Annotated in this window: 27 protein-coding genes; 8 read left to right on the forward strand and 19 right to left on the reverse strand. The window is 60.1% G+C overall.

The window, feature by feature from the left end; genetic code table 11:
* Positions 1–17: 17 nt before the first annotated feature.
* Entirely contained in the window at positions 18–905 is an 888-nt protein-coding gene (locus FHT28_RS04530) for a YicC/YloC family endoribonuclease (protein WP_037193980.1), read from the forward strand.
* Between the two features lie 3 nt (positions 906–908).
* Entirely contained in the window at positions 909–1,571 is a 663-nt protein-coding gene (gene gmk, locus FHT28_RS04535; RefSeq protein WP_034507754.1) for a guanylate kinase, read from the forward strand.
* 24 nt (positions 1,572–1,595) lie between these two features.
* On the opposite strand, the gene rsmA is transcribed toward gmk, so the two are convergent.
* From rsmA to FHT28_RS04570, 7 genes are all read right to left on the reverse strand, one after another.
* Positions 1,596–2,423, reverse strand: a complete 828-nt coding sequence (rsmA, locus tag FHT28_RS04540; RefSeq protein WP_037193983.1) for a 16S rRNA (adenine(1518)-N(6)/adenine(1519)-N(6))-dimethyltransferase RsmA — start codon at positions 2,421–2,423, stop codon at positions 1,596–1,598.
* Positions 2,423–3,448, reverse strand: coding sequence for a 4-hydroxythreonine-4-phosphate dehydrogenase PdxA (pdxA, locus tag FHT28_RS04545; protein ID WP_047552871.1), 1,026 nt, complete (start codon positions 3,446–3,448; stop codon positions 2,423–2,425). The genes rsmA and pdxA overlap by 1 nt, the downstream gene beginning before the upstream one ends.
* Positions 3,449–3,457: 9 nt before the next feature.
* Positions 3,458–4,402, reverse strand: a complete 945-nt coding sequence (locus FHT28_RS04550; protein WP_037193987.1) for a peptidylprolyl isomerase — start codon at positions 4,400–4,402, stop codon at positions 3,458–3,460.
* Positions 4,403–4,609: 207 nt separating this feature from the next.
* Positions 4,610–6,985: an LPS-assembly protein LptD gene (locus FHT28_RS04555; RefSeq protein ID WP_037193989.1), complete on the reverse strand. Its 2,376-nt coding sequence runs from the start codon at positions 6,983–6,985 to the stop codon at positions 4,610–4,612.
* Positions 6,986–8,071 (reverse strand): LPS export ABC transporter permease LptG, encoded by a 1,086-nt coding sequence (gene lptG, locus FHT28_RS04560; RefSeq protein WP_047552874.1) that lies wholly within the window; start codon positions 8,069–8,071, stop codon positions 6,986–6,988.
* Positions 8,068–9,246, reverse strand: a complete 1,179-nt coding sequence (locus FHT28_RS04565; RefSeq protein ID WP_168595702.1) for an LptF/LptG family permease — start codon at positions 9,244–9,246, stop codon at positions 8,068–8,070. Before FHT28_RS04565 ends, lptG begins: the two co-directional genes overlap by 4 nt.
* 102 nt (positions 9,247–9,348) lie before the next feature.
* On the reverse strand, positions 9,349–10,131 hold the full coding sequence (locus FHT28_RS04570) for a phosphatase PAP2 family protein (RefSeq protein WP_092572808.1): 783 nt from the start codon (positions 10,129–10,131) through the stop codon (positions 9,349–9,351).
* Between the two features lie 206 nt (positions 10,132–10,337).
* Between FHT28_RS04570 and FHT28_RS04575 the strand changes: the two genes are divergently transcribed.
* Together FHT28_RS04575 and FHT28_RS04580 are read left to right on the forward strand one after the other, a co-directional pair.
* Positions 10,338–11,834, forward strand: a complete 1,497-nt coding sequence (locus tag FHT28_RS04575) for a leucyl aminopeptidase (RefSeq protein WP_092573000.1) — start codon at positions 10,338–10,340, stop codon at positions 11,832–11,834.
* Positions 11,835–11,866: 32 nt separating this feature from the next.
* The gene (locus FHT28_RS04580) at positions 11,867–12,316 is read left to right on the forward strand and encodes a DNA polymerase III subunit chi (protein ID WP_168595703.1); all 450 of its coding nucleotides are present in this window, start codon (positions 11,867–11,869) and stop codon (positions 12,314–12,316) included.
* Positions 12,317–12,355: 39 nt separating this feature from the next.
* Here FHT28_RS04580 and FHT28_RS04585 read toward each other — a convergent pair whose 3' ends face one another.
* Entirely contained in the window at positions 12,356–12,901 is a 546-nt protein-coding gene (locus tag FHT28_RS04585) for a GrpB family protein (protein ID WP_037193997.1), read from the reverse strand.
* Between the two features lie 71 nt (positions 12,902–12,972).
* Positions 12,973–13,896 carry a Gfo/Idh/MocA family oxidoreductase gene (locus FHT28_RS04590; RefSeq protein ID WP_168595704.1) on the reverse strand — a complete coding sequence of 308 codons (924 nt, stop codon included), beginning with the start codon at positions 13,894–13,896 and terminating at the stop codon, positions 12,973–12,975.
* 228 nt (positions 13,897–14,124) lie between these two features.
* Here FHT28_RS04590 and FHT28_RS04595 point away from each other — a divergent pair, with 228 nt between their 5' ends.
* Together FHT28_RS04595 and FHT28_RS04600 are read left to right on the forward strand one after the other, a co-directional pair.
* Positions 14,125–14,703 (forward strand): TRAP transporter small permease subunit, encoded by a 579-nt coding sequence (locus tag FHT28_RS04595; RefSeq protein ID WP_168595705.1) that lies wholly within the window; start codon positions 14,125–14,127, stop codon positions 14,701–14,703.
* Positions 14,700–16,466, forward strand: a complete 1,767-nt coding sequence (locus tag FHT28_RS04600; RefSeq protein ID WP_037194002.1) for a TRAP transporter large permease subunit — start codon at positions 14,700–14,702, stop codon at positions 16,464–16,466. The genes FHT28_RS04595 and FHT28_RS04600 overlap by 4 nt, the downstream gene beginning before the upstream one ends.
* A 94-nt stretch (positions 16,467–16,560) precedes the next feature.
* On the opposite strand, the gene FHT28_RS04605 is transcribed toward FHT28_RS04600, so the two are convergent.
* The 5 genes from FHT28_RS04605 to FHT28_RS04625 form a co-directional block, all read right to left on the reverse strand.
* Entirely contained in the window at positions 16,561–17,667 is a 1,107-nt protein-coding gene (locus FHT28_RS04605) for a TRAP transporter substrate-binding protein (RefSeq protein ID WP_037194005.1), read from the reverse strand.
* 156 nt (positions 17,668–17,823) lie between these two features.
* Entirely contained in the window at positions 17,824–18,714 is an 891-nt protein-coding gene (locus FHT28_RS04610; RefSeq protein ID WP_168595706.1) for a polysaccharide deacetylase family protein, read from the reverse strand.
* A gap of 105 nt (positions 18,715–18,819) precedes the next feature.
* Entirely contained in the window at positions 18,820–20,709 is a 1,890-nt protein-coding gene (gene abc-f / locus FHT28_RS04615; protein WP_168595707.1) for a ribosomal protection-like ABC-F family protein, read from the reverse strand.
* Between the two features lie 49 nt (positions 20,710–20,758).
* Complete coding sequence (locus tag FHT28_RS04620) at positions 20,759–21,265, reverse strand: hypothetical protein (protein WP_168595708.1); 507 nt, start codon at positions 21,263–21,265, stop codon at positions 20,759–20,761.
* 161 nt (positions 21,266–21,426) lie between these two features.
* On the reverse strand, positions 21,427–21,936 hold the full coding sequence (locus FHT28_RS04625; protein WP_168595709.1) for a DinB family protein: 510 nt from the start codon (positions 21,934–21,936) through the stop codon (positions 21,427–21,429).
* 224 nt (positions 21,937–22,160) lie between these two features.
* On the opposite strand from FHT28_RS04625, the gene ndk reads away from it, so the two are divergent.
* Positions 22,161–22,583: a nucleoside-diphosphate kinase gene (gene ndk / locus FHT28_RS04630; protein ID WP_034487391.1), complete on the forward strand. Its 423-nt coding sequence runs from the start codon at positions 22,161–22,163 to the stop codon at positions 22,581–22,583.
* Between the two features lie 74 nt (positions 22,584–22,657).
* On the opposite strand, the gene FHT28_RS04635 is transcribed toward ndk, so the two are convergent.
* Together FHT28_RS04635 and FHT28_RS04640 are read right to left on the reverse strand one after the other, a co-directional pair.
* Positions 22,658–23,167 carry a hypothetical protein gene (locus tag FHT28_RS04635; RefSeq protein WP_168595710.1) on the reverse strand — a complete coding sequence of 170 codons (510 nt, stop codon included), beginning with the start codon at positions 23,165–23,167 and terminating at the stop codon, positions 22,658–22,660.
* Positions 23,164–23,712, reverse strand: coding sequence for a CGNR zinc finger domain-containing protein (locus tag FHT28_RS04640; RefSeq protein WP_168595711.1), 549 nt, complete (start codon positions 23,710–23,712; stop codon positions 23,164–23,166). Before FHT28_RS04640 ends, FHT28_RS04635 begins: the two co-directional genes overlap by 4 nt.
* Before the next feature lie 64 nt (positions 23,713–23,776).
* On the opposite strand from FHT28_RS04640, the gene FHT28_RS04645 reads away from it, so the two are divergent.
* Positions 23,777–24,673 (forward strand): branched-chain amino acid ABC transporter permease, encoded by an 897-nt coding sequence (locus FHT28_RS04645; RefSeq protein ID WP_168595712.1) that lies wholly within the window; start codon positions 23,777–23,779, stop codon positions 24,671–24,673.
* A gap of 3 nt (positions 24,674–24,676) precedes the next feature.
* Here FHT28_RS04645 and FHT28_RS04650 read toward each other — a convergent pair whose 3' ends face one another.
* Genes FHT28_RS04650 through pgsA form a run of 3 tightly spaced genes read right to left on the reverse strand, consistent with a single transcriptional unit; the run spans position 24,677 to position 25,993 of the window.
* Positions 24,677–25,147 carry a molybdenum cofactor biosynthesis protein MoaE gene (locus FHT28_RS04650; protein WP_092572801.1) on the reverse strand — a complete coding sequence of 157 codons (471 nt, stop codon included), beginning with the start codon at positions 25,145–25,147 and terminating at the stop codon, positions 24,677–24,679.
* 4 nt (positions 25,148–25,151) lie between these two features.
* On the reverse strand, positions 25,152–25,406 hold the full coding sequence (moaD, locus tag FHT28_RS04655) for a molybdopterin converting factor subunit 1 (RefSeq protein WP_034487384.1): 255 nt from the start codon (positions 25,404–25,406) through the stop codon (positions 25,152–25,154).
* Positions 25,406–25,993, reverse strand: a complete 588-nt coding sequence (gene pgsA / locus FHT28_RS04660) for a CDP-diacylglycerol--glycerol-3-phosphate 3-phosphatidyltransferase (RefSeq protein ID WP_037194026.1) — start codon at positions 25,991–25,993, stop codon at positions 25,406–25,408. The genes moaD and pgsA overlap by 1 nt, the downstream gene beginning before the upstream one ends.
* Positions 25,994–26,130: the final 137 nt, after the last annotated feature.

Consider the following 26,130-nt stretch of genomic DNA (forward strand, 5'->3'; position numbering starts at 1 on the left):
AATTATCGGAGGCTTGCATGGCATTGCAGTCCATGACGGGTTTTGCCCGGCGTGAAGGTACGAGCGGGCGCAGTCGCTGGGCATGGGAATTGCGGTCGGTGAACGGCAAGGGGCTGGATGTCCGCCTGCGGTTGCCGCCAGGACTGGAGCGTTTGGAAACCGATGTCCGCAAGCTGATTGCCGACCGGTTTTCGCGCGGCAACCTGCAGGTCGGCCTGTCGCTATCCGTCGAGGAAAGCCGGGTGGAGGTCGTGGTGAACCAGGAGGCGCTGGCGGCCGTGCTGGCGCTGCGCGATCAGCTTGCCGGCATCGTCGATCCCGCGCCTCTGAGGCTGGATAGCCTCATGGCTGTTCGTGGGCTTGTCGAGTTCAAGGAGGCTGAAGAAGGCGAAGAAGTGCTTGCGGCACGCGACGCCGACATCATCTCCGGTCTTGAGGAGGCCCTTGGCGATCTCAGCGACATGCGCGGACGGGAAGGCCGGGCGCTTGGCCAGATCCTGCTCGGTCAGGTCGCAACCATCGAGGCGCTGACAGCTGTGGTCGAGCAAGATCCCTCGCGCTCACCGCGGGAGATCGCCGTGAGGCTGGCGGCACAGGTTGCCACGCTTCTGGACGGCTCGTCGGGCCTCGATCGCGACAGGCTGCATGCCGAGGCTGCCCTTCTCGCCACCAGGGCCGATCTTCGCGAGGAGATCGACCGCCTGAAGGCTCATGTGGCGGCGGCGCGCGATCTCCTTTCCAAAGGCGGCCCCGTCGGCCGCAAGCTCGATTTTCTTGCACAGGAATTTAACCGGGAATCGAATACCATCTGTTCGAAGTCGAATACCGCCGCGGTTACCGCAGCCGGCATCGAACTGAAGGTGGTCATCGATCAGTTCCGCGAACAGGTCCAGAATTTGGAGTAGGCTATGAAGCCGGCGACATCCACATCCATTCCGATTGCCCGCCGGGGGCTGATGCTCGCGATTTCCTCGCCATCCGGTGCAGGCAAATCGACGATCGCGCGTACCCTGCTGGACAAGGATAAGCAGGTAAGCCTCTCCGTCAGCGTCACGACGCGGCAGCGCCGGCCGAGCGAAATTGAAGGTGTGCATTATCATTTCGTTTCGCAGCGCGAGTTCGAGCGACTTCGCGATTCCGACTCGCTGCTCGAATGGGCCGAGGTGCATGGCAATTTTTATGGCACGCCGCGCGAACCGGTGGAGACGGCGATGGCCGAAGGGCGTGACATGCTTTTCGACATCGACTGGCAGGGCGCCCAGCAACTGCAGGAAAAGATGCCGGCGGACGTCGTCTCCATCTTCGTGCTGCCCCCAACGATGACGGAGCTGCAATCGCGCCTGCATCGCCGCGCCGAGGATTCGGAAGAGGTCATCGCCATGCGTCTCGCCAATTCCCGCGCCGAGATCGCGCATTGGCGCGAATACGACTACGTCATCGTCAACGATGACCTTAACGTCGCCTTCGACGCCGTGCAGTCGATCGTCAAGGCCGAGCGCCTGCGCCGCGATCGCCGGCACGGCATGTTCGATTTCGTTCGAGATTTGCTGGAAGAAACGCCGAAGCGCTGAGGCTGATCGGAAGCTCTGATCCGATCAAAGGCAGTTTGCCAATCGGCAAAACTCTTCGACGGAGAGCGTCTCGGCACGCCGTTGCGGATCGATATCGGCCTTCAGCAGCAACGCTTCGCCGCCGAGCGGCTTCAGGCTCTGACGCAGCATTTTACGGCGTTGGCCGAAAGCGGCTTGCGTTATCTTTTCCAGTTTGTCGACGGCACAGGGGATGGGATTTTCCCTCGGCGTCAGATGCACCACCGAAGACGTCACCTTTGGCGGCGGCGTGAAGGCCTGTGGAGATATGTCGAAGGCCATGTGCGCCTCCGTGCGCCAGCCGCAGAGAACGCCAAGCCGGCCATAATGATTATCATCTGCCTGCGCAACGATCCGCTGGCCGACCTCCTTCTGGAACATCAGGGTCAGCGACTGCCAGAAGGGCGGCCAGTGCGCCGGCAGAAGCCAGTTGACCAGCAGCTGGGTGCCGACATTGTAGGGCAGGTTGGCGATAATCTTGACAGGACCTTCCGGTGCCATTGCAGCGAAATCCGTCTTCAGGGCATCGCCCTCGATCACGTCAAGCCGGCCAGGATAGTGATCGGCGATCTCAGCAAGCGCCGGCAGGCAGCGTGAATCGCGCTCGACGGCGATAACCTTGGCGGCGCCAAGCGCCAGAATGGCGCGCGTCAGCCCGCCAGGCCCTGGCCCAACCTCGAATACGGTAACGCCTTCAAGCGAGCCGGCGGTGCGCGCGACCTTCTGGGTCAGGTTCAGATCGAGAAGGAAATTCTGGCCAAGCGCCTTGCGCGCATCGAGGCCATGACGCTGGATCACGTCGCGAAGAGGCGGCAAGCCGTCAAGTGCAGCCATCAGTGATCGCTTCCAGTCTTGCCGCTGATCTCGTTGGCGAGCCTCAGAGCGGCCACCAGGCTGTCCTCCTTGGCGATCCCCTTGCCGGCAATGCCGAAGGCCGTGCCGTGGTCCGGCGAGGTGCGGACGAACGGCAGCCCGAGCGTGACATTGACGGAATCGTCGAAGCCGAGCGCCTTGGCCGGGATCAGGGCCTGATCGTGATACATGCAGATGGCGACGTCGTATCGGCGGCGGGCCTCGTCATGGAACATCGTATCCGCGGGAAGGGGGCCGAAGGCATCGATCCCCTCGCTGCGAAGAACGTCGATCGCCGGACGGATGATGTCGTCATCCTCCTTGCCGAGGGCGCCGTTTTCGCCGGCATGCGGGTTGAGGCCCGCAACCGCCAGCCGCGGCTTGGAGATGCCGAAGCGGCTGCGCAGATCGTGATCGGTAATTCTGCAGGTCTCGATGATGAGATCGGACGTCAGTGCCTGCGGCACGTCCTTCAGTGGAATATGAATCGTGACCGGAATGGCACGGAGCTTGGGACCGGCCAGAAGCATGACGGGCATGACCCGTTTGCCGGTCGCGCGCGTTGCGAGATCCGCCAGGAACTCCGTATGGCCCGGAAAGCCGAAGCCGGCGTCATAGAGTACGGACTTGGCGATCGGGTTCGTGACAACAGCGGAAGTCTTGCCGCTCATGCTGAGGGAGACGGCCATTTCAATAGCGGCGATCGTTCCCTTTGCCGTGCCGACGTGCGGCTGACCGGCGATAACATTCATACCGGCCTCGATCGGCAGGATCGGCAGGGCATCATGGAAAACATCGCAGGCGGTAGCGGGGTCGGCCTCTTGCAAAGGCACGTCGAGACCTAGCTGGGAGGCTCGCGCCGCGAGAACGCCCGCATCACCGAGAAACAGGAAGGGCGGCAAACCAAGCTCGCCGCGGCGGAGCCAGGCGGCCAGCGTGATATCGGGGCCTATGCCTGCCGGATCCCCTTGCGTCAGCGCCAGGGGCATGGAAGAGCGCGAGGGCATAGGCAGCGGTCAGCGATCGACAATCTGCGCCTTGGAGCGCAGTTCGTCCATGTACTTCTTGTCGTTGGGGTTGACGCCCTTGGCATTGTTCTTGCCGATATCCTCGGCACGGAAGACGGCCGCGGCTGCGACGTCATCATTCACCTGACGCTGCGAGCAGATCGCGATATATTCGACACCGCGGTCCGTCACGACGGAGCTTGTCGTATTGCCCGAGGCTTTTTCGAGCAACGGTTTCCAGATTTCCGGAACTTCCGGTGCCAGAACGCGGCCGAGATCCTGAACGGAAACATCGCGCATGGTCGCAGCAAACACCTTCGCCTGATCGCAACCTGGGAATTTGGAGCGCGACGCCTCAGCCTCGGCCTTGCGCGAATTCAGGATCGCGTTCCGCTTCGCCGTCGGAACGACGAAAATGACCTGCTTCAGGAAGTATTCGGTCGTGACCGGCTTCGACTTGTTTTCCGTCATGCGGGTCACGAGGTCGTCGTTCGATATGCGGTTGCTCGAACCGAAGCGGGCATTCACCACGCGCGGCCAGCTCATGGAAATGGCAATGTAGGATTTGAAGTGGTCGACGCCCACGCCCATCTTGTCGAGGATCTGGCTGAGCTGCTGTGGCGACATCTTGTTGCTGGCGGCGAAACGACCAAAGGCAGCGTCGACCTCCGTCGTAGACACCGACATGCGCAGACGCGCTATTTCCGCACGCTTCAGCGTCTCATCGATGAGCTGCTCTTTCGCCATTTTGGCAAGATCGCCCTTCTGGCGCTGCAACTTGAGGAAGTTGACGCGCTTCGCAATGTCGCCTGATGTAATGACCTGGTTGTTGACAACGACCTTTACCTCACTTGCCGCGAAAGCAACATCGCTGCTCGGTACGGCGAAGCTTGCCATAACCAGGGCCGCGGCTCCGAACAGCAGAGCGCGCATCGGTGTCTTTCCAGAAAACATCAACTACCCCTTCCCAAAGGTCTTTCTTGTCGGCATGTGCCAAATCGGAACGCCATTGGCGCCATAAGGCAACTTTGCGCCACATGTCTACATCAAGCGCGATGAATTGCAAAATCCTTGCGGCGAAACAATGACGCGAGGAATGATGATCCGTTTCAAAATGAAAGAGCCGGCTGTGAAGCCGGCTCTTTGCAATTTTCCTAGATATCAGAACGTTGCGTCTTGGACGCTACCGAGATTGACGTCCCCGAGCGTGCGGAAGGTCAGCCGGGCACCGACGGACCAATTGCTTGCCGACTGATCGGTCGTGTCCTTCTTGTTCAGGAACGAAATGCTGAGGATCGTGCATTCGTCCTCGTAAGACAGGCCTATGCCCTGACGGGTGACCTGGCTGTTGTTGATATCGTAGCTTACCGTCCCGAAGACCGACCAGTATTCCTTGAACTTGATCTGCGCGCGCGTCTGGATTTCATCCTGATCGCTCGTGAAACCATATTGCGGCTGAGCAGTAATATGGGTGTAGATCAAATTCGTCTGGAATATATCGTTCGCAAAACCGACCGATGTGTCGCCGCGGCGGAACGCGAAGTTCTTCTCGTCGAAGCGATAGGATGTCGACAGTGAGATGCCCTGCGGCGTCGTCAGGCCGAACATCGTGACATAGTCGGAACGGGTTGTTTCAAGTCCCGAATCTGCGCCGACACCCGCCAGATCGGGGGTTGCGAAGGAGTTGCGACCGGCAAGCTGGTACGACTGGCCGAAGATGTGCTGCAACTTGTAGCCGTTGTCGAAGCTGCCCGTGTAGCGCCAACCGACGTTGGCGCGCGTGCCGCCTTCTATACGGTCGAAGCCGGAGAACTTGTCACGGTCGAACAGGTTCGTTGCGTCGAAAACGAAGCTCTGGGCATCCTCGTTGGGCAGCTGGCCGGCAAGTTGCTCGTCCGGGCGCACATAAATCTGCGCGATCGGCTCGAACACATGCGTGCTGTTGCTCGTCGTGATGAGGAACGGGTACTTGGCTTCGAGGCCGGCCGTCACCATGCCACGCGTCGCGTAATCGCTGGTGTCGTAGTTGCCGGAATATTGGCCGGTAGGCGAATCCATGCCGAGGCCGTAGACGTCCCCACGCGCGGCTGCCAACGGTGTCAGCACAAGGCCTCCATCGGTGGTGAAGGTGCGCTGCCACTGCACTTCGGTGCTGAGGCGCGTGTCGCTTCCGGAAAGACCAAGGAAGCGGTCGTTCAGGCTGGCGTCGCCAAGGTTGTTGACGTTGTCGAGCACAGAGGCCTTGTCACGCGACAGATGCGTGAGATTCATCGTCGCCGACAACTCGCCGCCATAGACCGACTTCGGATCGACGTAATGATAGTCGATGCTCGGATAAACGACGGCTTGCTGCTTTTCCGCAGTGCTGTTGTTGTCGGCATCCTGGATGTCGTAATAGAAAGCGCGCATATCGAAATAATTGCGCTTTCCGAGACCGGTCAGGTAGATGTCGTTGGTATGGGTGCTCTGGCTGAGACCCTCGAGCCCATATGTACGCGAGAAATTGTTGTCGCTCTGCGCCGTGACATCCCAGCCGAACGTCCAGCGGGGATTGATCTTGAAGTCCGCCTTGGAGCTGATCATGCCGCGCGTCTTGTGCTCGGCATCGCTGGTCCCTGCGGTGAATGAGCCGGGATCCATCTGACTGATGCCGGCGACACGCAGGACATGCGTGCCGTTTTCAAAGCGCTGACGGAACTCGCCCTCGAGCAGCAGGCCTTGGCCGGTGTAGCCTGTGGCGCTGACCGTCGCATCCATGCTGGGCGATATGACGTAATAATATGGAACCTTCACGCCAACACCGAGGTGCTGCGAGACGCTTACCGACGGAAACAGGAAGCCGGATTTGCGCTTCACCGTATTGTCGGGAACTTCGATCCACGGGACATAGGCGATCGGCAGGCCGAACAGCTCGAAACGGGCATGCTCGAGACGCACGGTATGCGTCACGCCGTTCTGGACAACGCGCCGTGCCTTGACCTGCCATAGTGGCGCCCGGCCCTCCTGGGAGCAGGCCATACAGGCCGTATAGACGCCCTTTGTCAGAATCAACTGATTGCCGCCGACGCGCTCGCCCTTTTCGGCGACCATGCGGGTGTTGTCAGGCATTTCGATGCGCAGCGAGTTGACGAAGCCGTCCGAGAAGCTGTCGGTGACATCCATTTTGTCACCGTACATGCGATTGCCGTCCGGCATGATCAGCTCGACATTGCCGATGGCCGTCATCCGTCCGGATTTCTGATTATATTCAACCCTCTGGGCGACCATTCTATAGCCGCCATAGTTGATCTGAACGGCACCGCTGGCGGTGACGATCTGCGCGTCCTTGTTATAGACTAATTCATTGGACGAGAGGACAAGCTTAGAGCCCTCCGGTACCTTGACCTGGATAGGAGCGGTTACGGCGCCAGTACCGCCATTGTTGTTGTTGGCCTGGGCATAAACTGCGACAGGGCTCATGATATACGCGCTTGCGGCCGTGCCCGTAACGAGGGCACCCACAAACTTCCTGATACTCTTGCGGTTGCCTGCCGCCACTTAGCCGTCCTCCTGATGAAGCAGGATCGTTGCTCCGAATGCCAATGCGACGATCACGGGTATCCATGTCGCCACGAAGGGAGGAACCACTCCGCTGCTCCCGAATGCCTTTACAAGCACGGTGACAACATAAAGCACGAAGCCTGAGAGGATTCCACCCAGAATCACGGAGCGCGATTGGTTGAATCTACTGAATTTTAACGAGACTGTTGCTGCGATCAATGTCATTGCCACCAGAAGGAATGGTTGCGATAGCAGCGAGTGAAATTGGGTTTGGAGTGCATTGGTCGATATGCCGAAGGAGCGTGCGACCTTTATTCGATTAGAAAGATCATAAAAAGCAATGGTTTCCGGCTGTGCAAGGCGCTGTGAGACGAAATCCTGTTTCAGATTCGTACGGACTTGTACCGAGCTCTTGTGGTCAGGGATTTCGCCCGGCCGCCGTTCGACGACATTGTTAAGAAGCCAGTAACCATCTTCCAACTTTGCCGACTGCGCATCCTGCCGGAGAACGATATTTCCCTGTGAATCGAAGTGGATAAAGACGACGGTCATCAACGTCGTTCCATTGTTCAGGACGGCCTTGGCGCCAATGATCACATCGTCTTTGCCGTTCGACTGGCGCAGCCACGGTACCGAAAGTGTATTGTGATAGGACGGGTCGCCGCGCAGGTCGGCTTCCATCGTCTCAGCCTGTCGCTGGCCCCATGCCGCCACCGGATTGAGGGCGAACATGGTCAGCAGGCCGACGCAGAAAGCGCCCATTATGAACGGCATCATGAATTGCCAGACCGAGATGCCGGCGGCGCGCGCTATCACCAGTTCGCGGCGCCGGTTGAGTGCGATCAGCACCGTCATGCCGACGAAGAGGGCGATGAACGGCACGGTCTGCTGCAGAATGAACGGCAACCTGACCATCGTCATCACCAAACCGAGGGGAACGGTATACCCGGGCAGTCCCGCGAGTCGGCCGGCGGTCTCACTGAAATCGACGAGATAGACGATCGAGATGACACCCAGGAAAAACCAGAACGTCGTCACGATGTAGCGAGTGAAGAAGTAGCGCCCGAGTGTGCCGAAGATCATGCGCCGCTCCCGTTGGAATTGCCGGGTGTTGCAGGCATGCGATCCTGGACTTTCTGTCTCCAGTTGCTGAGCCGGTTGCGGATCGAGACCGGCATCGTCATCTTCCGGTTTCTGAACAGCAGCACGATCGCGATGAGAGCCGAGATGATGTTGATGCCGTAGAGAACGCCAATGAACTTAGGCGCATTCTCGATTTGGTTGGCCGCATAGAAATCCGCCCAGCGCAGCGCAAAAGCTATGGTCAGCGCCGACACCATGGGATGCAGACGTGCTTCGCGATGCGACCGAGCGTCGCCGGCGATGACGAGCGATATCAGCGCGAATATGGCGGGAAGAGCCCAGTCGTTGAGGCGCCTGTGCAATTCTGCCCGGTAGCCGGTAGGTTTGGCCTTGTAGTCCGCGTCGTTCGGATCCGGATTCAACAGGAAGCCGAGGTCACGGTCGCTGGCGCGCACGGTCGCCTGGCCACGGCTCTGCGTCATGTCGGAGAGATCGAAGGAATAGGAATCGAAGTTTATGATCGAGACATCGCCATCGGCTGTTTTGCGATGGACTTCGCCGTCCTTCATCAAAAGCGACGTGCCGCTCGGATCGACAGCGCCTTCCTTCGCATAATAGATGAGATCGAAGGCAGGATCGCGGGAGTCAACGACGAACAGCCCCTTTAGAATACGTCCCGACAAGCGCTGGCTGATCTGTACGTAAAGACCATCCTCGATACGCCGGAAGTTCTTCTCTTCGATGACGGTGGAAAGAAGGTCGGCATAGGCCTCCGCGACCATCTGGCGGGCAGCGACGCGAGCCTTGGGCTCAACCACATTATCAACGAAGAAGGAGAAAACACTGATCGCTATGGCAAGAATCATGATCGGGCGGATGATGATGCTTCGTCTCGCACCGGCCGCTTCCATGACCGTAAGCTCCGAATCGCTGTTCATCGCCGTCAGCGTCTGCGTGATGCCGATGACCAATGCGAAAGGCAGAACGATCGGAATGATCGTGGGCAGGATAAGGGTCGCAAGCTTTGCGAACGACCCGATCGACTGGCCGCTGTCGGTCACGAGATTGATGCGCTGCAGCACCTGGGTCGTCCAGATAATAGCGAGCACTGGCAGCAACGCCACCAGGAACATCATACCGACACGCCGTACGATATAGGTTTCGAATAACTTCATGCCGGCCCTTAAACGCAACGCCCGTCGAGCGAGCCGACAGAGATTCATCCTCATCTACGCTGTTTGCGTTTTTTTGGCGACAACCAACTCGCAAAAAAATCGTTAATTTTCCGAGATTCTTCTGTTGTGTGTCGTTTGGGATAATGCCAGCAGCGCGGCGAATATGACAAGCGAGGAGAGCCAGCCAAGGACGGCATCGGACAGGTAGTGGCCGCCGAAAGCCACTCTGAGCGCCGGAATGACGACAGAGACGGTCGCGATCGGCAGGGCGACGGCCCTACGAAGCGGTTGCGGGATGATGAAGATCAAGCAGAACAGCCAACCCGCGGCTGCTGCTTCACCCGAGATGAACGAGCAGTTGCTGACACATTTGCCGGCGAAGGATCCCGCATGCACGAAATCGAGCGTGCCGCCGAACAGATCGGTTTGCCTGGGGCGGGGACGGCCCGAAAAGGCTTTCAGCCAGAGATTGACGATCAGGACCGGACCAAGCAGCAACGAGCCGAGCGCGATCTTGAGGTTGCGGGCTCTGAGCGTGTTGAAGGTTGCACCGTGGTGCTGCCAGCACTGGAGCAGCATCCAACAGAGGATGACGGCCGAGATATAGGGGAGCTGGAAAAACACCTCCCGCAGCAGGCGCAGATGCTGATCGTCACCATAAGGGAAAATGCCGCAGATCTGATCGGGCCTGGCAAGGGCGAGGCATTGCTTGGGCAGGAAGAACGCGTTCGCGACCGCGAGGTCGATCTGCGGAAAGAGCGAGAACAGACCCAGCAGCATCCACCAGAGACAGAAGAGCGCGATGAAGGTGTCACCCGCCGTGCGCGGGCGCAGGTTTTCAGGAAAGCGGTCTTCGCGGTCGAGGCTGTTGAAGTCTATGATCAAGGTGGCTTTCCGGCAAAGAATGACGCCGCCCGATGGCGGCGAAAACACCAATGCGCCGAGCCTAGCTGCGCTAAATGACAGGGATTTGAAGCGGCGAAGTCCGTTTCTTCGGGGAACGCTTTGCCAAAGGCTTGTATTGCCTAGGCAAACCTTGAATGATGACCACCGAAATTATTCTTGTAATACGCATGGTAATCGGAGCCGAAATGTCTGTGAAATTCGAGATTTCCTTCGCCAAGTCGGTCCGCCTTAGTGGTGGTCTGGCCATTCTCCTGAAAGACACCGATAGTGAGCTGCCTGCGGGTGCCGAGAGCGCCGATCCGGCTCATGTTTTCGCCAAGGCCGCGCCCATTTCCGGCTTCAAGGCCAAGGCATTGAACAGCCTTGATATTATCGCTCCCGAAGCCGCGCCGGTCGACAGGATCGTCGTCATCGGCACCGGCAAGGCGACGAACCTGAGCGTTCATGACTGGCTGAAGCTCGGCGGCAGTGCTGCGGCCAAAATCCGCAATGTGGAGAAGGTGGCCATCTTCCTCGATGCCCCGGCCATCAAGGTCGGAGCCAGGGAGGCCGCGGATTTCGCGTTGGGCATGTTGCTGCGCGCTTATAGCTTCGACACCTACAAAACGAAGAAGGGTGATGACGACGAGAAGGCTGGCGCCCGCAAGCCCGTCAAGGTCACGATCGTCACCCAGGAGGCCGCTGCCGCCAAAAAGCTTTTCGCGGCTTCAGAGGCTATTGCCGGCGGCGTGATTCTCGCGCGTGATCTCGTCAACGAGCCGCCGAATGTCCTCGGTCCCGTCGAGTTTGCCGCCAAGGCGAAGGAGCTGGAAAAGCTCGGCGTCGAGGTCGAGATCCTGACCGAGCGCGAGATGCGCCGGCTCGGCATGGGCGCGCTGCTCGGCGTCGCGCAGGGCTCAGCCCGGCCGCCGCGCCTGGTGATCATGCACTGGAAGGGCGGCAAGTCGAAAGACAAGCCGGTCGCCTTCATCGGCAAGGGCGTCGTCTTCGACACCGGCGGCATTTCCATCAAGCCGGCCGCCGGCATGGAGGACATGAAGGGTGACATGGGCGGGGCCGCAGCCGTCACCGGCCTGATGCACGCGCTCGCCGCCCGTGGCGCCAAGGTCAACGCGATCGGCGTCATCGGCCTCGTCGAGAATATGCCTGACGGCAACGCCCAGCGGCCGGGCGACATCGTCACCTCCATGTCCGGCCAGACGATCGAAATCATCAACACCGACGCCGAAGGCCGGCTCGTTCTCTGCGATGCGCTCTGGTACACCAACGATCGCTTCAAGCCGCAATTCATGATCAATCTGGCGACCCTGACCGGCGCGATCCTGGTCGCCCTCGGCAATCTGCAAGCCGGCCTGTTCAGCAACGACGACAAGCTGGCGAACGAGCTGACAGCTGCTGGTCTCGTTACCGATGAGCGCCTGTGGCGCATGCCGCTCGGCAAGGACTACGACAAGATGATCGACAGCAAATTCGCCGATATGAAGAATACCGGCGGCCGCCATGCCGGCTCGATCACCGCCGCCCAGTTCCTCAAGCGCTTCGTCGGGGAAACGCCATGGGCGCATCTCGATATCGCCGGAACGGCGATGGGCTCGGTTCAGGATGAGATCAATCAATCCTGGGGCTCCGGTTTCGGCGTGCGCCTGCTCGACGAGCTGGTCCGTGCGAACTACGAATCGTGACCAGGCTGGCCTTGTGAGATAGAAGAGGCGATATGACCGACGTTCTCTTCTATCACCTGACGGAATCGAAACTTGAGGACGCCCTGCCGCCGCTGATCGACAAAAGCGTTGAGCGCGGCTGGCAGGTTGCTGTCCAGATGCTTGAGCGGGCGCGGCGCGATCTCCTCGATGCCCATCTCTGGACCTACCGCGAGGACAGCTTCCTGCCGCACGGCACGGATGAAAGCGAAATGGCGGACCGGCAGCCGGTGCTGCTGACGGTCTCGCCCGACAACATCAACAATGCCAGCGTACGATTCTTTATCGATGGTGCAGAAGCCACGGACGTCGAGTCGTACCAGCGCGTCGTGTTGATGTTCGACGGATACGATCAGGAGCAGCTGGAAAGCGCGCGCGCCCAATGGAAGCGTCTGAAAGGCGAGGGGCATAGCCTCACCTATTGGCAGCAGACCCAGGACGGCCGCTGGGAGAAAAAGGCGTGACGCTTTTGCCGCTCCCGTTCCGGGAAGCGGCAACCAGGCTCATTCAGCCTCCGCCAGAATCTTGTCGATGAAGTCCTTCTTCGCCGCGGTGTAGGCCGCGCGGTTGTCGGCATATTTTGACGCAAGCTCCACCTTCAAAGCCTCATAGGCGTGAGCAATATCCGGGCGCTTGCGTAAGTGGTCGCGAAATACGATGAAATGGCGCCAATTCGTGCCGCCGTGTTCGACGACGTGAACCAGGTGGGTGCGGGTATCCCCGGCGACATCGCGGCCGAAAATGTGATCGTCGGGGACAATATTGCTGCCGGCATAGTCATAGCCAATGGATGCCATCGGCTCGATACAGGCAAGGCCGTCCTCGAAGCGCCGAACGCCGACGGCAATGTCGATGATCGGCTTGGCCTTGATTTCCGGGATGGAGGTGCTGCCAAAATGCTGGATCTCGATGGCAAGGTCGCCGAGAGCGCCGCGAATGGCAGCCTCCTCCAGCAAATAGGCCTCGTGCCATTTCTGGTTCGGCTCCGCAAGTTTGACTGTCTTATTGCGGACGCCAAGGCCGAAGGATTGTTCACGTTCCGATACCATCGGCAACTCCCCGATGTGATAATGCGCTAAGCTAGTATACTGCGTAGCCTATCTCACATCGGGGAATGCGATCAATCGTGAAACGCTTCCACAAACTTGCGCTTACCGAGCATGAAGGCGTCGGCGACGTGACGCAGCGGCGAAACGTCGACATCGGAGACACCGGCTTTGACGATCTCGGCAAAGCGACGATAGAGCGAGGGATACTCGGCTTCAGGCGCCGAGAAAGTCAGTTCGCCATTCACGGAAAGCTTGGAGCCGCCTTCTGAAAGAACCATCTGGCCCGCATCCGTCTCGGCGACGATATCCCAGCTCTGCTTGCCGGTCTGGCGCCAGTCGAATTCGGCATGAACCGGCAGACCCTGGCCGCTCTTGAAGTGCAGATCGGCCGCGATCGGCGAATCGCGATTCTCCGGGAATTCCAGTGTCGCGCCGGTCAGGAAGAGCGCCGGAAAAATATGGGTGACGATCGACAGCGCATTGATGCCAGGATCGAAGACGCCGAGTCCGCCGGCCTGCCAAATCCATTCCTGGTTCGGATGCCAGTGGCGGACGTCTTCCTTCCAGATCACATGGACGCTGCGGATGGTCGTGTCGGCGAGGAAAGCCTTGGCGGCCTCCACGGCAGGCGCATAGCGCGAATGCCAGCTCGCAAAGAGTGAGGCGCCTTTGGTCTTTGCGAGATTCTCGAGATCGGCAACTTCGCTCAGCGTCGCGCCCGGCGGTTTTTCCAGGAAGACGTGCTTGCCGGCCGAAAGCGCCTTGTAGGCAGCCTCGTAGCGATATTGCGGCGGCATGCAGAGCGAGACGGCGTCGATTGCCGGCACTGCGTCGAGCATGGCCTCGATGGTCGTGAAGGCCGGAATGCCCTCGACGGTGCCATGACGGCTTGCTGTGGCGACCAGCTTGAAATCCGGATTGTTCGCGATGGATGGAAGGTGCTGGTCGCGGACAATCTTGCCGACGCCGACAATAGCAAGGTTGATGGGGGACATGGGTGTCTCTCGATTAGTATGATTATTGATGCGATCTTTATCAGAATGCCGCATGCGGGCAAGGGCGGCAAATTGTAAATGCGTGCGCTCGGCTTTACGCGCGGGCATTGTACCGGAGCCATCATCACACTTGGAAAACCGGCTCGGGCTCTTGATTCACCGCTTGAAATCGGCACTCTGCCTGTGCGCGGCAAGAGATCCTGGGAAAGACCGCCGCGGGGGGAAATCATGAAAACATTGCTCGGCTTCAGCCGAATCGTGGACTATGCGACTGAGATCATTGGAAAATCAGTCTCATGGCTCATTCTGGTCGCCGTATTGGTCAGTGCCGGAAATGCCATTGTCCGTAAAATGTTCAACATCTCGTCCAATGCTTGGCTGGAGGCGCAATGGTATCTGTTCGGCGCCGCTTTCATGCTCGCCGCCGCCTACACGCTCCGGCAGAACGAGCACATCCGCATCGATATCGTCTATGGCTCGCTCCCGCGCCGGGCGCAGCACTGGATCGATCTCATCGGCCACTGCCTGTTCCTCATGCCGTTCGCACTGCTGATGGTCTATGACCTCGTGCCCTACGTGCGCATGTCTGTCATGTCCGGTGAGGTTTCCTCCAGCGCGGGCGGCCTAATCATCTGGCCGGGCAAGGCACTACTGCTGGCCGGCTTCTTCCTGTTGGCGCTGCAGGGTATCTCCGAGATTATCAAGAAGATTGCCGTCATGCGCGGTGATATGGAGGATCCAAATCCCTATGTGCCGACGCATGCGCCCCTCGAGGTGGAAACGCCGATAGGGGAGGCGCGCCGATGATGGAATTCATTGCTGTGAACATGGCGCCGATCATGTTCGCCTCGCTGATCATCTTCCTGCTGATCGGTTATCCCGTCGCCTTCGCTCTCGCCGCCAACGGTCTCCTGTTCTTCTGGATCGGCGTCGAACTCGCACCCTATTCGGGCGGTTCCATCAATCTGTCATGGCCGCTCCTCAATGCGCTGCCGGATAGGTTCTGGGGCGTGATGTCCAACGATACGCTGCTGGCAATCCCGTTTTTCACCTTCATGGGCATCGTGCTGGAGCGTTCCGGTATGGCCGAAGACTTGCTCGACACAGTCGGCCAGCTTTTCGGCCCGATCCGCGGTGGGCTTGCCTATGCGGTGATTTTCGTGGGCGCACTGCTTGCCGCCACCACCGGCGTCGTTGCGGCTTCGGTTATCGCCATGGGCCTTATCTCGCTGCCGATCATGCTGCGTTACGGCTATGACCGGCGGGTGGCCTCCGGCGTCATCGCCGCCTCCGGCACCCTGGCGCAGATCATTCCGCCGTCGCTGGTCTTGATCGTGCTTGCTGACCAGCTCGGCCGCTCGGTCGGCGATATGTATGCAGGGGCACTGATCCCAGGCCTCATATTGACCGGCCTTTACATGCTCTATGTGCTGGTCATGTCGATCATCAGGCCGAACTCGATGCCGGCACTCCCGAAAGAGGCGCGCTCGCTCGGCTCCGGCGTGACCTCGCTTTTCGTCGCGTTGCTGGTCTGCGCCGGCGTCGCCTATGCCGCCCATGTCTATCTGACGCCGATCTACGGGGGAAACGCCGATATTCTCGGTGCAACTGTGGGCGTCGCCTTCATCTACGCCATCGCCGTCATCGACAAGACGATGAAGTTCAATCTGATGTCGCGGCTGGCGCAGCAGGTGATCATCGTGCTGATCCCGCCATTGGCGCTGATCTTCCTCGTGCTCGGCACTATCTTCCTCGGCATCGCGACGCCGACCGAGGGCGGAGCGATGGGGGCAGTGGGCGCGCTGGTCATGGCGGCGGCCAAGGGCCGGCTGTCCATGGACGTCGTCCGCTCGGCGCTGGCGTCGACCACGCGCCTTTCTTCCTTCGTGCTGTTCATCCTGATCGGCTCGCGCGTGTTCTCGCTGACCTTCTACGGGGTCAACGGCCATGTCTGGGTCGAGCATCTGCTGGTGTCGCTGCCGGGCGGCGAAGTCGGCTTCCTGATTGCCGTCAATCTCCTGGTCTTCGTGCTGGCCTTCTTCCTCGATTTCTTCGAGCTGGCCTTCATCATCGTGCCGCTGCTGGCACCCGCCGCCGATAAGCTGGGCATCGACCTCATCTGGTTCGGCGTTCTCCTTGGCGTCAACATGCAGACGAGCTTCATGCATCCGCCTTTCGGCTTCGCGCTGTTCTACCTGCGCTCGGTCGCGGCAAAGGTGCCCTATCTCGACAAGGTCACGGGCAAAAATACGGCTCCGGTAACGACCGGTCAGATCTATTGGGGGGCGGTGCCGTTCGTCGGCATCCAGGTGCTGATGGTGGCACTGACGATCACGTTCCCGCAGATGGTCATGCACTACAAGGGCGCGGGCACCGGGCTTGACCCCAATACGATCAAGATCGAAGTACCGGGCTTCGGCACACCCGGCCAGGACAATGGCGGCGGCCTCGGCCTGCCGGGCCTGCAGCTTCCGGGGGGCGGTCCGCCGAGCGACAAGCCGGCCGGGCAGGGCGGCGGGCAGCCAAATCCGCCGGCCAATGATCTCAGCCAACCGCCATCATTCAATTGAAGGCGGTCGTTATAGGCATGTTGGATTGCCTTCGGCCAGGGCAAAGAAAAACCCCGGAGCGCCGCTCCGGGGTCTCTTGTTTCCAGTTCGCTGATCAGATCTTACCGGCGCGCTGCAACGTCATCATGTAGACGTCATAACTATACTCAGCGACCTGCGCATAGAGATAATGCTGGCCGCGGAAGCCCTTGATCGATTCCCAGATCTTCTTGAAGGTCGGGTTCGAGGCTTCCATTTCGGCATAGACCTCGTTCGACTTCTCGAAGCAGGCGTTCATGATTTCCGTGCTGAACGGACGCAGCTTGGCGCCTTCGGCGACGACGCGCTTGATGGCGGCAGGATTCAGATAATCGTACTTCTGCAGCATGTTGGCGTCGGTCGCCTGGGAGGCGGTGCGCAGCAGCGACTGATAGGCCTTCGGCAGGCCCTCATAAGCCGCTTTGTTGAACATGAAATGCACGGTCGGGCCGCCCTCCCACCAGCCGGGATAGTAGTAGTAGGGTGCGACCTTGTAGAAGCCGAGCTTCTCGTCGTCATAGGGGCCGACCCATTCGGCTGCGTCGATCGTGCCCTTTTCCAATGCCGGATAGATGTCGCCGCCGGCGATCTGCTGCGGCACGACGCCGAGGCGCTCCACCACCTTGCCGGCAAAGCCGCCGATGCGCATCTTCAGGCCCTTGAGGTCGGCAACCGAATTGATCTCCTTGCGGAACCAGCCACCCATCTGCACGCCGGTATTGCCGCCGGGAAAGCCGATCAGCCCCTGCGTTGCCAGGAATTCGTTGAACAGGTCGATGCCGCCGCCGTGATATTGCCAGGCATTCATGCCGCGGGCATTGAGGGCGAAGGGAACGGCTGCGCCCAGTGCCCAGACAGGGTCCTTGCCCCAATAGTAATAGGCAACTGTGTGGCAGGCCTCGACGGTGCCTGCCGAGGTCGCGTCGGCGGCCTGCAGGCCGGGCACGATTTCACCGGCCGCGAAGACCTGGATGTTGAAATTGCCGTCCGTTGCTTCCGAGACGTATTTCGACAGCACTTCGCCGCCGCCGTAGATCGTATCGAGCGATTTCGGGAACGACGAAGTCAGGCGCCAATTGATTTTCGGATTGCTCTGGGCAACGGCCGGAGCAGCAAGGGCTGCGGCTGCAACCGAGCCGGCGCCGGCCACGCCGGCTTTCCTCAGAAATGAACGACGATCCATCTGTTACTCCCCCCGGATACGAGCGGGCGGGCTGGCCCGCTCTTCGTGATCACGCCGCAACTAATCATGCCGCTCGGCGCCTTTCAAGCGCATCCGAAGATCTTGCAACCACTGACTGATGTTTATCTCAGGAAACCGTTCTCCGGCTTCGGGCCCTCAGCGCGTGAACTTGATATCGGCCTGGGCGACGAGATTGGTCGCCGGTGCCGGAGCGTGCTTGTACTTGAGCGTCACGACCTTGTATCCCTCCTTCTCGAGGCGGATCAGAAGGGCCGGCAGCATGGTCACGGTACGCTGGTGGATGTCATGCATCAGGATGATGCCGCGGCCGCGCGCCTGTAGCTGCTTTATCGTTCGCGCCGTGACAGAAGCTGGCGTGGAAGTGAAATAGTCCTTGCTGTCGACATCGACGTCCATGACGATCATGTCGCGAGCGGCGACGGCGGCCCGCAGGCGTTTGGAGTCGGCGAGGTAGGGGAAGCGGAAGAAGGGTATTTCGGTGCCAATGACCTTGGAGACGGCATTCTTGCCCTTGGCGATCTCGGCCATCGCCATGTCGAAGCTCATCTTGTCGAGGTCGGGATGGCGGAAGGTATGGCTGCCGATGGTGTCGCCACGAGCGAAGACTTCCCGGGCGATCGCCGGGTGGGCTTGCGCCATTTCGCCGACCATCATGAACGTCGCCTTGACGCCGAACTTGTCGAGCGTGGCGAGAATGCGTTCGGTCTTGCCGGGGGCAGGGCCGTCATCGAACGTCAGGATGACTTCCTTGTCGGCCAGCCTGACGTCCTTGAGCGAAGAGACTTCCAGCGTCCGGCCAGCGAGATTGTGCGGGCCATTTATGCTCGCCACGTCTCTGGTCTCAAGATCGGCGACGAGCCATTTGTTCGGCTCCATCTCGACCGGATCATTGGCTTTCAGCGGCTTGTGGCGCGGCTCTTCGGCCGCATAGCCGGTTTTGAGCGATGCTTCATTGCCCGGTTTCGTGGCGCATCCTCCCAGAGCCAGGGACACGGCAAGGCCAGCCAGTAAAACACGGTAGTTCATCGGAATCGCTCAACACTTATGTCAATGAAGGTTGGGCGTACTTTCCGTAGTTATGGTTAATGATCGGTTAGGATCGGCTCCGAAACCATTAAGAATTCACGCGCACTAGCCGGCGATGGCGCTTTCATATTCCGATGAAAGTTCCAGCCATTGTTCCTCGGCTGCGGCGAGCTTTTCAGCGGCATCCGCGCGCTGTTTTGCCTTCTCAGCAGCCTTGGCGGGCGCCTTCTCGTAAAGAGCGGGATCTGCAAGTTCTGCATCAAGCGTCTGAATCAATTTCTCAAGCTTGGCGGTCAAGGATTCGATTTCGTTGATCTTTTTCTTGAGCGGTGCCTGCGAAGCGCGGCGTTCCGCATTGAGCTTGCGCTGATCCGCCTTGGAGACGGAATCGTCGTTGCCGTTCGCCTTGGCCTTGTCATCCCTCGGCTTCGGACTCGCGACGACGAGGCTGCGGTAATCTTCGAGGTCGCCATCGAAGGTGGAAACGGTGCCGTCGCGCACCAGCCACAGCTGGTCGACCGTCGCCTCGATCAGGTGGCGGTCGTGCGAGATGAGGATGACTGCGCCGGAATAATCGTTCAGCGCCTGGATCAGCGCATTGCGGCTGTCGATATCCAGATGGTTCGTCGGCTCGTCGAGGATCAGCAGGTTCGGCGCGTCGAAGGCGGCAAGGCCCATCAGCAGCCGCGCCTTCTCGCCGCCAGAGAGATCCTTGACCTGCGTGTCCATCTTCTCCGTCGCCAGGCCCATCTGCGCGACGCGAGAGCGCACCTTCGCTTCCGGTGCTTCGGGCATCCGGCGGCGGACATGCTCGACAGCCGTCTGGTTCGGCATGAGATCATCGAGCTGGTGCTGGGCGAAGAAGCCGATCTTCAGGCTCGGTGCCAGCTTCACATCACCGCTATCGGCATCGAGCCGGCCAGAGACGAATTTGGCGAAGGTGGATTTACCGTTGCCGTTGGAGCCGAGGAGGGCGATGCGGTCTTCAGCGTCGATGCGCAGGTTGAGGCGTTTCAGGATCGGCTTACCGGGCTCATAGCCGACCGCGCCGCCGCTGACGGCGATAATGGGCGATGCGGGCTGCTTTTCGGGTTCCGGAAAGCTGAAGCCCATCACATGATCTTCGATGACGGCGGCGACAGTCCCCATCCGCTCCAGTGCCTTGACGCGTGATTGCGCCTGCCGCGCCTTCGTAGCCTTGGCCTTGAAACGATCGATGAAGCTCTGCAGATGCTTGCGTGCCGCGTCGTTCTTCGCTTTGGCTTTCGTCTGCAGTTCGTCGGCCTCCGCCTTCTGCCGCTCGAACTGGTCGTAGGAGCCGCGATAGAAGGTGAGCTTCTTCTGATCGAGATGGACGATGGCGTTGACCGCCGTATTCAGGAGGTCGCGGTCGTGCGAGATGATGATGACCGTGTGCGGATAGCGGCGGATGTAATCTTCCAGCCAGAGCGTACCTTCGAGGTCGAGATAGTTCGTCGGCTCGTCGAGCAGCAAAAGGTCCGGCTCGGAAAACAGCACCGCAGCGAGCGCAACACGCATGCGCCATCCGCCGGAAAACGAGGAGGCGGGGCGCTTTTGCGCCTCGTGATCGAAGCCGAGGCCGGCAAGGATGCTGGCAGCACGCGCTTCGGCCGAATGCGCGCCGATATCGGCAAGCCGCGTCTGGATGTCGGCGATGCGATGCGGATCGGTTGCCGTCTCGGCTTCAGCAAGCAGTGCTGCTCGCTCCTTGTCGGCCGCGAGCACGATATCGATCAGCGGCTCTTCCGTGCCGGGTGCTTCCTGCGCGACCTGGCCGATGCGCGCGTTGCGCGGGATCGAAACCGAGCCGCTTTCGGCGGCGAAATCGCCTGTAATGATCCTGAACAGCGTGGATTTGCCCGCTCCATTCTTGCCGACGAGGCCGGCCTTCGTGCCCGCCGGAAGCGTCACGTTGGCATGGTCGATGAGAAGGCGGCCGGCAATGCGGGCGGAAAGGTCTGAAATCGAAATCATGGCGCGGTTTTGGCCGAACTCGGCGCCGAAGGCAAGAGTGCGAGAGCGTTCAGGCGTCTGCGCGCCGCTTGGGCTCCGACAGGTGCGCGCAGTTCTTCAACCTCTCGATCAGCTCGGTCTCATAGAGCATGAGATTGCTCAGCGACGCGTGGAGGCTGTCCAGGGCGGCGCTGGCATTCGGCGCCGTCCCGACCCCGCGGGCAAAATGCCGCTTCTTCTTCAGCCCTTTGGCAAGCTGATCCGCCACCTCGCGCAGCATGTCGGCCGCATCGCTTTCGGATTTCCGCGCGACCAGCCCGCAATGGCTGACAAGGCGATGCTTCAGGCCGATCTCATCGAGCTTGCTTTGCGAGGGGTGTGGGCCGAGCGCCTCGATCTCGCTGGCAAGACAGCGATCCTGGCCATAGAGCGCCTCGTGAAAGAGCTGATAGTTGCGCGGCAGGTTCCTGACCTTCAGCCGCGTCATGAAGCGGCCGATGGTCTCGAGCTCGGTTTCTGATTCACTGTCATCATTGCCGATGGAAGACGCGGAAACGCCAGTCTGCGAACTCTTCATGCCTGCTCTCTGACTGCCACTTGGCTCATATATCTCTCCAACTTGCAGGCGCGCAGGTTAAGGCAACATGAACGAAACCGCCTATCCGCGTGATCGGACAATAAAATTAGCGGCTTGAGCAACGCCTGATCGCATCGAAGGGATCGCGGTTCGCCTATGGCTTACATCCACTGCCGCCCTTCACTGCGCAGGAAATGCAAGAGGTCCAGCACCAGCGATGGCTTGCCCAGCGTTGTCAGGATCATGTGGCATTGGCCGCGGTGATGGGTCTGATGATTGAACATATGTGCAATCGCCAGATGGAGCGGATGTATGATCGCGCCCGGCCGAAGGACGGATGTATAGGTGATGTCGGCCGCAAGGATGGCGGCATTCAGCGTCTCCACCCAATCGATGATGCGCCGATCTTCGGCCTCGCGCATCTCTCGGAGCGCTGTAAGATCGTTATGCAGAACGACACCCAGCGCCGCCGGTGGCTCGCCGGTTCCACTGAAACGGTGCATCCACAGCCGGTCCGTCACCAGCAGATGGTTCAGCGTTCCATGCAGCGAGCCGAAGAAGGCACCGCGATCCTCGTGAAATTCCGCATCGCTGAGCCGGGCGGCGGCATCGTAGACTTGAACATTGGCCCAACGATTGTAGTCGGCAAGCATTTTGAAATGTCTGAGCATATGGCTTCTCCTCCATGGCTATGAGATCAGTCCGAACCAGAATTGAGCAAATGAACCGGACCATCCGCGAAGTCCGCTAATGAACGGTTGCTTCGCCGCTTAGTCGCTTGCGAATCGACCGTCCGTACTGTGACAGCGGCGTGAAATTGGGCTGTCCCCCTTGTTTTCGGGCTGTGGGGCGGGTAAAGACCGCCCACTTTTCTCTGATTACAAGGAACGGACCCATGGCGATTGAACGTACTTTCTCGATGATCAAGCCGGATGCAACGAAGCGCAATCTGACCGGCGCCATCACCAAGATTTTTGAAGACAATGGCCTGCGCGTCATCGCCTCCAAGCGCGTCTGGATGAGCAAGCGCGAAGCCGAAGGCTTCTACGCTGTCCACAAGGAACGCCCCTTCTTCGGCGAACTCGTCGAAGGCATGACCTCCGGCCCGACCGTCGTTCAGGTTCTGGAAGGCGAAGGCGCCATCCTGAAGAACCGCGAAATCATGGGCGCAACCAACCCGGCCAACGCCGCTGAAGGCACGATCCGCAAGATCCACGCTTTGTCGATCGGCGAAAATTCCGTTCACGGCTCCGACGCTCCGGAAACGGCTGCTGTCGAAATCGCTTACTGGTTCTCCGAAACTGAAATCGTCGGCTGAATCGGACTTTCAGCGCTTGCGCTGAACGATTTGAATTGACTCAAGAAAGCCGGGATTTTGCATCCCGGCTTTTTTCATGCCGGGCAGGCGGCATCGTGCCCATAGTCGATGCTGCCGTCACTTTTGAAGACATCCGGATTGGCGGTGTAGACCGGGCCGACGACGAGCGGTTTTGTCGGCAGCACGGTCTGGTCAAGGTCGGATTTCACCTCGGTCTTGATCGTCTGGATCGTCTTGTCGCTTGCATCCACCAGCTTGATCGAGACGGAATAGGCGCGATCCTTGCGCACGCAGCGCAGATCCGGGCTTTCGAGCGTGATCTTGTCCCAGAAGGTATAGATCTTCTGCCGAACCACAAGGGGGTCGCCCCCGGCGGGATTTTCGAATTCCGCGACGGCCGTCGTTCCCTCGGGGATCGGGGCGATCTTCTTCAGCGTGATCATGTAGCTGGCGGTCGCCACGCGATAGTTGAATATGAAGAGGCGGCCGCTGAGCTGGGTCGGGCCCTCATCGTCTTTTCTCTGGCAGCCTCCAAGCGCCAGCCCCGCGATCATGGCTGTCAGCAGGATCGTTCGGATAATCATGGCGCAGTCTCCTCTTTCTTGCGCCGGTAGTGCCGGCTTGCCTTGGCGCGGTTGCCGCAGACCGCCATGTCGCACCAGGCGCGGCTTTTGTTCTTGCTGCGATCGATGAACAGCCAGCCGCAGTTGCGGCAGATCTTCATCCGCTCCGGGTCGGGCATGGCGATCAGGCGCAGCGTGGAATGCACCGTCGCTGCCTCCAGTCCATCGGAGGAGGCTCGCCGCAGGACCTGCGCCAGCGCCGCCAGCAGGTCGGCGAGCAGCGCATCGGCTCCGCCGCCGAGCACGCGGGCACGAAAGTAGCGGTCGATCGCCTCGCGCAATCCGATGAAAGCGGCCTTGTTTTCCTGCCGCACCGGCAGGATATCGCCGAACAGCGCCCGCTCGGCACAGAAATTCGCGGCTGCTTTCGGAAAGCTTTCCATCTGCCCCGATCCCTCGAAGCGGTCGATCCGCCGTTCGTCGTCATGACGCAGGATCACGCTGTTGGCGACATCGAGCGCCAAGGCGCCACCGGAAAAGCGATGTGGGGTCCAGGAAAAGCTCATGCTGAAAATTATAACTGGTAAAATTGATTTTGCCAGTTACTATTTGCCTGTCCTCGGAGGGGTCATGGCCTATCTTCTGCAGCAATTGGCAAATGCCGTTCCGCTCGCCGCGCTCTATGCCGCGCTTGCCTTCGGCTATGCCATCGCCTTCGGGGTCATGAAGCGGGCCGATATCACCTATGGAGCGCTCTTCGCCTTCGCCGGCCAGATGCTGGTGCTGTTCACCGACGTCGGCTACACTAGGATGTATCTGATCCTGCCGGCTGCCTTCGTCTTCGGCGCCATCGCCGCGGCCGTCTATACGCTGGGCACCAGTTTTCTCGTCGGCCGCGCGATCATGCTACCGCTGTCGCGCAAGTCGCCGAATACGATCATCGTCGCAGCACTCGGCATGATGATCATCCTGATGGAGACGGCGCGGCTTGCCTCCAACACGCGCGGCATCTGGCTGCCACCTTTTCTGAATGGCGCTATCGTCTTCTGGGATAGCGGCGATTTCCGGGTGACGCTCACCGAGATCCAACTGCTCAACACGGCGCTGATGATCCTGGTGATCCTCGCCGGCGCCTATGTCCTTAGATGCACCGGCTGGGGCCGCATCTGGCGCGCGGTGACCGACGACGCGCTGGCCGCTGAGCTTTGCGGCACAAGTGCCAACCGCGTCTTCCTGATGGCCTATGTCGCCTCGGCACTGGTTGCAACCATCTGTGGGCTACTGGCCACCTCCTATTACGGAACGATGGATTTCGGCGCCGGGCTGATGTTCGGGCTCAAGGTTCTGATGATCGCGGCCGTCGGGGGCTATTCCGACCCGCTGAAGTCGGCGGGCGGTGCGGCGCTGCTCGGTCTGGGGGAAACGATGTGGGGCGCCTACGGCCCGTTCCTGTGGCGCGACTTCGTCATCTTCTCGCTGCTCGTGCTGCTGCTGGTATTGAGCCGGCGCGAGCGGGTCGTTCCCTGAGGCCTATTTCTTCGCGGCCCATTTGGCGCGGGCGGCATCGTCGGCATCCCTGGCCGAAACCCAATCGCCCTCCTTGCCGTCCTTGGCATGTTCCTTCTTCCAGAAGGGAGCCGAAGTCTTCAGGAAGTCCATGACGAAATTGGCGCCGTCGAACGCTGCCTGCCGGTGCGGTGCGGCGGCAATGACGAGGACGATGTTTTCGCCTGGTGCGATCTTGCCGTAGCGATGGATGGCGGTCAGGCCGAAAAGGCCGAAGCGCTCGATGGCGAGGTCGGCGATGCGGCTGATTTCCGCCTCCGCCATGCCGGGATAATGCTCCAGCTCAAGCGCGCCGAGCGTGCCCCCTTCGTCGCGGCAGAGCCCGGAAAAGGTGACGACTGCGCCGATATCCAGCCGTCCCTGCGTGAGGCTGTCGATCTCGGCCTGGAGATCGAAATCTTCTTGCTGAACGCGGACGAGCGGCTGCACGGCCATCAGCTCACCCTCCAGTCATCGGTGGGAACAGCCCGATCTCGCGCGCACCGGCGATCGGCTCGTCGTGATCGGCATGTTCCATGTTGATGGCGACCCGGATCGCTTCCGGAAACTGAAGCGCTGTCTCGTATTCTTCCCCCAAGGTCTTCAAGTGGTTGAGGAGATCACCGACGGTGATCACCTCGGCGGGAAGAGAGATCTCCTCTTCGGCCTTGCCGATCCGCTCGCGCACCCAGGCGAAATAGACGAGCTTCGTCATCATTCATCGTCCACGATATGCTTCAGGCCGGCGCGGAAATAATCGTAGCCGGTATAGATGGTCAGCAGCGCCGCGACCCAGAGCAGGACGATGCCGATCTCCGTCGTATAGGGTAGCACCTTGTCGCCGGCCGGCCCAGCCAGCAGGAAGGCGATGGCCACGAGCTGTGCCGTCGTCTTCCATTTCGCGATCCGAGTCACGGGAACGCTCACCTTCAAGGCGGCAAGATATTCACGCAGGCCGGATACCAGTATTTCACGGCAGAGGATGATGATCGCCGCCCAGAGCGACCAGCCGGCGATCGTGCCGTCGGCCGCCACCAGCAGCAGGATCGAGGCGACCAGCAGTTTGTCGGCGATCGGATCCAGCATGCGGCCGATATTCGAGGTCTGATTCCAGATGCGCGCGAGATAGCCGTCGAGAAAGTCGGTGAGCGAGGCGATCACGAAGATCCAGAGCGCGACCCACCGCGCGAAATCGGAACCTTCCAGCTTGCCCTCGACGAAGAAGCACAGGACGATCAGGGGTACGCAGAGGATGCGGCCGTAGGTAAGCAGATTGGGAATGCTGTAAGCGCGCGAAGCCATGGAAATCGTTTCGTTTCGGTTGTGTCGGCAGATCTCGGTGAGCCTTTGTCAAAGCCTCATCTCGCTCCAGCCATTTGATTGAGCATGATCTTATCCAAAAACCGCTCCGCACTTTTTGGGATCACGCCTAGATGATG

Origin of the sequence: Rhizobium sp. SG570, assembly GCF_012275345.1 — a bacterium.
Taxonomy (GTDB): domain Bacteria; phylum Pseudomonadota; class Alphaproteobacteria; order Rhizobiales; family Rhizobiaceae; genus Rhizobium; species Rhizobium lusitanum.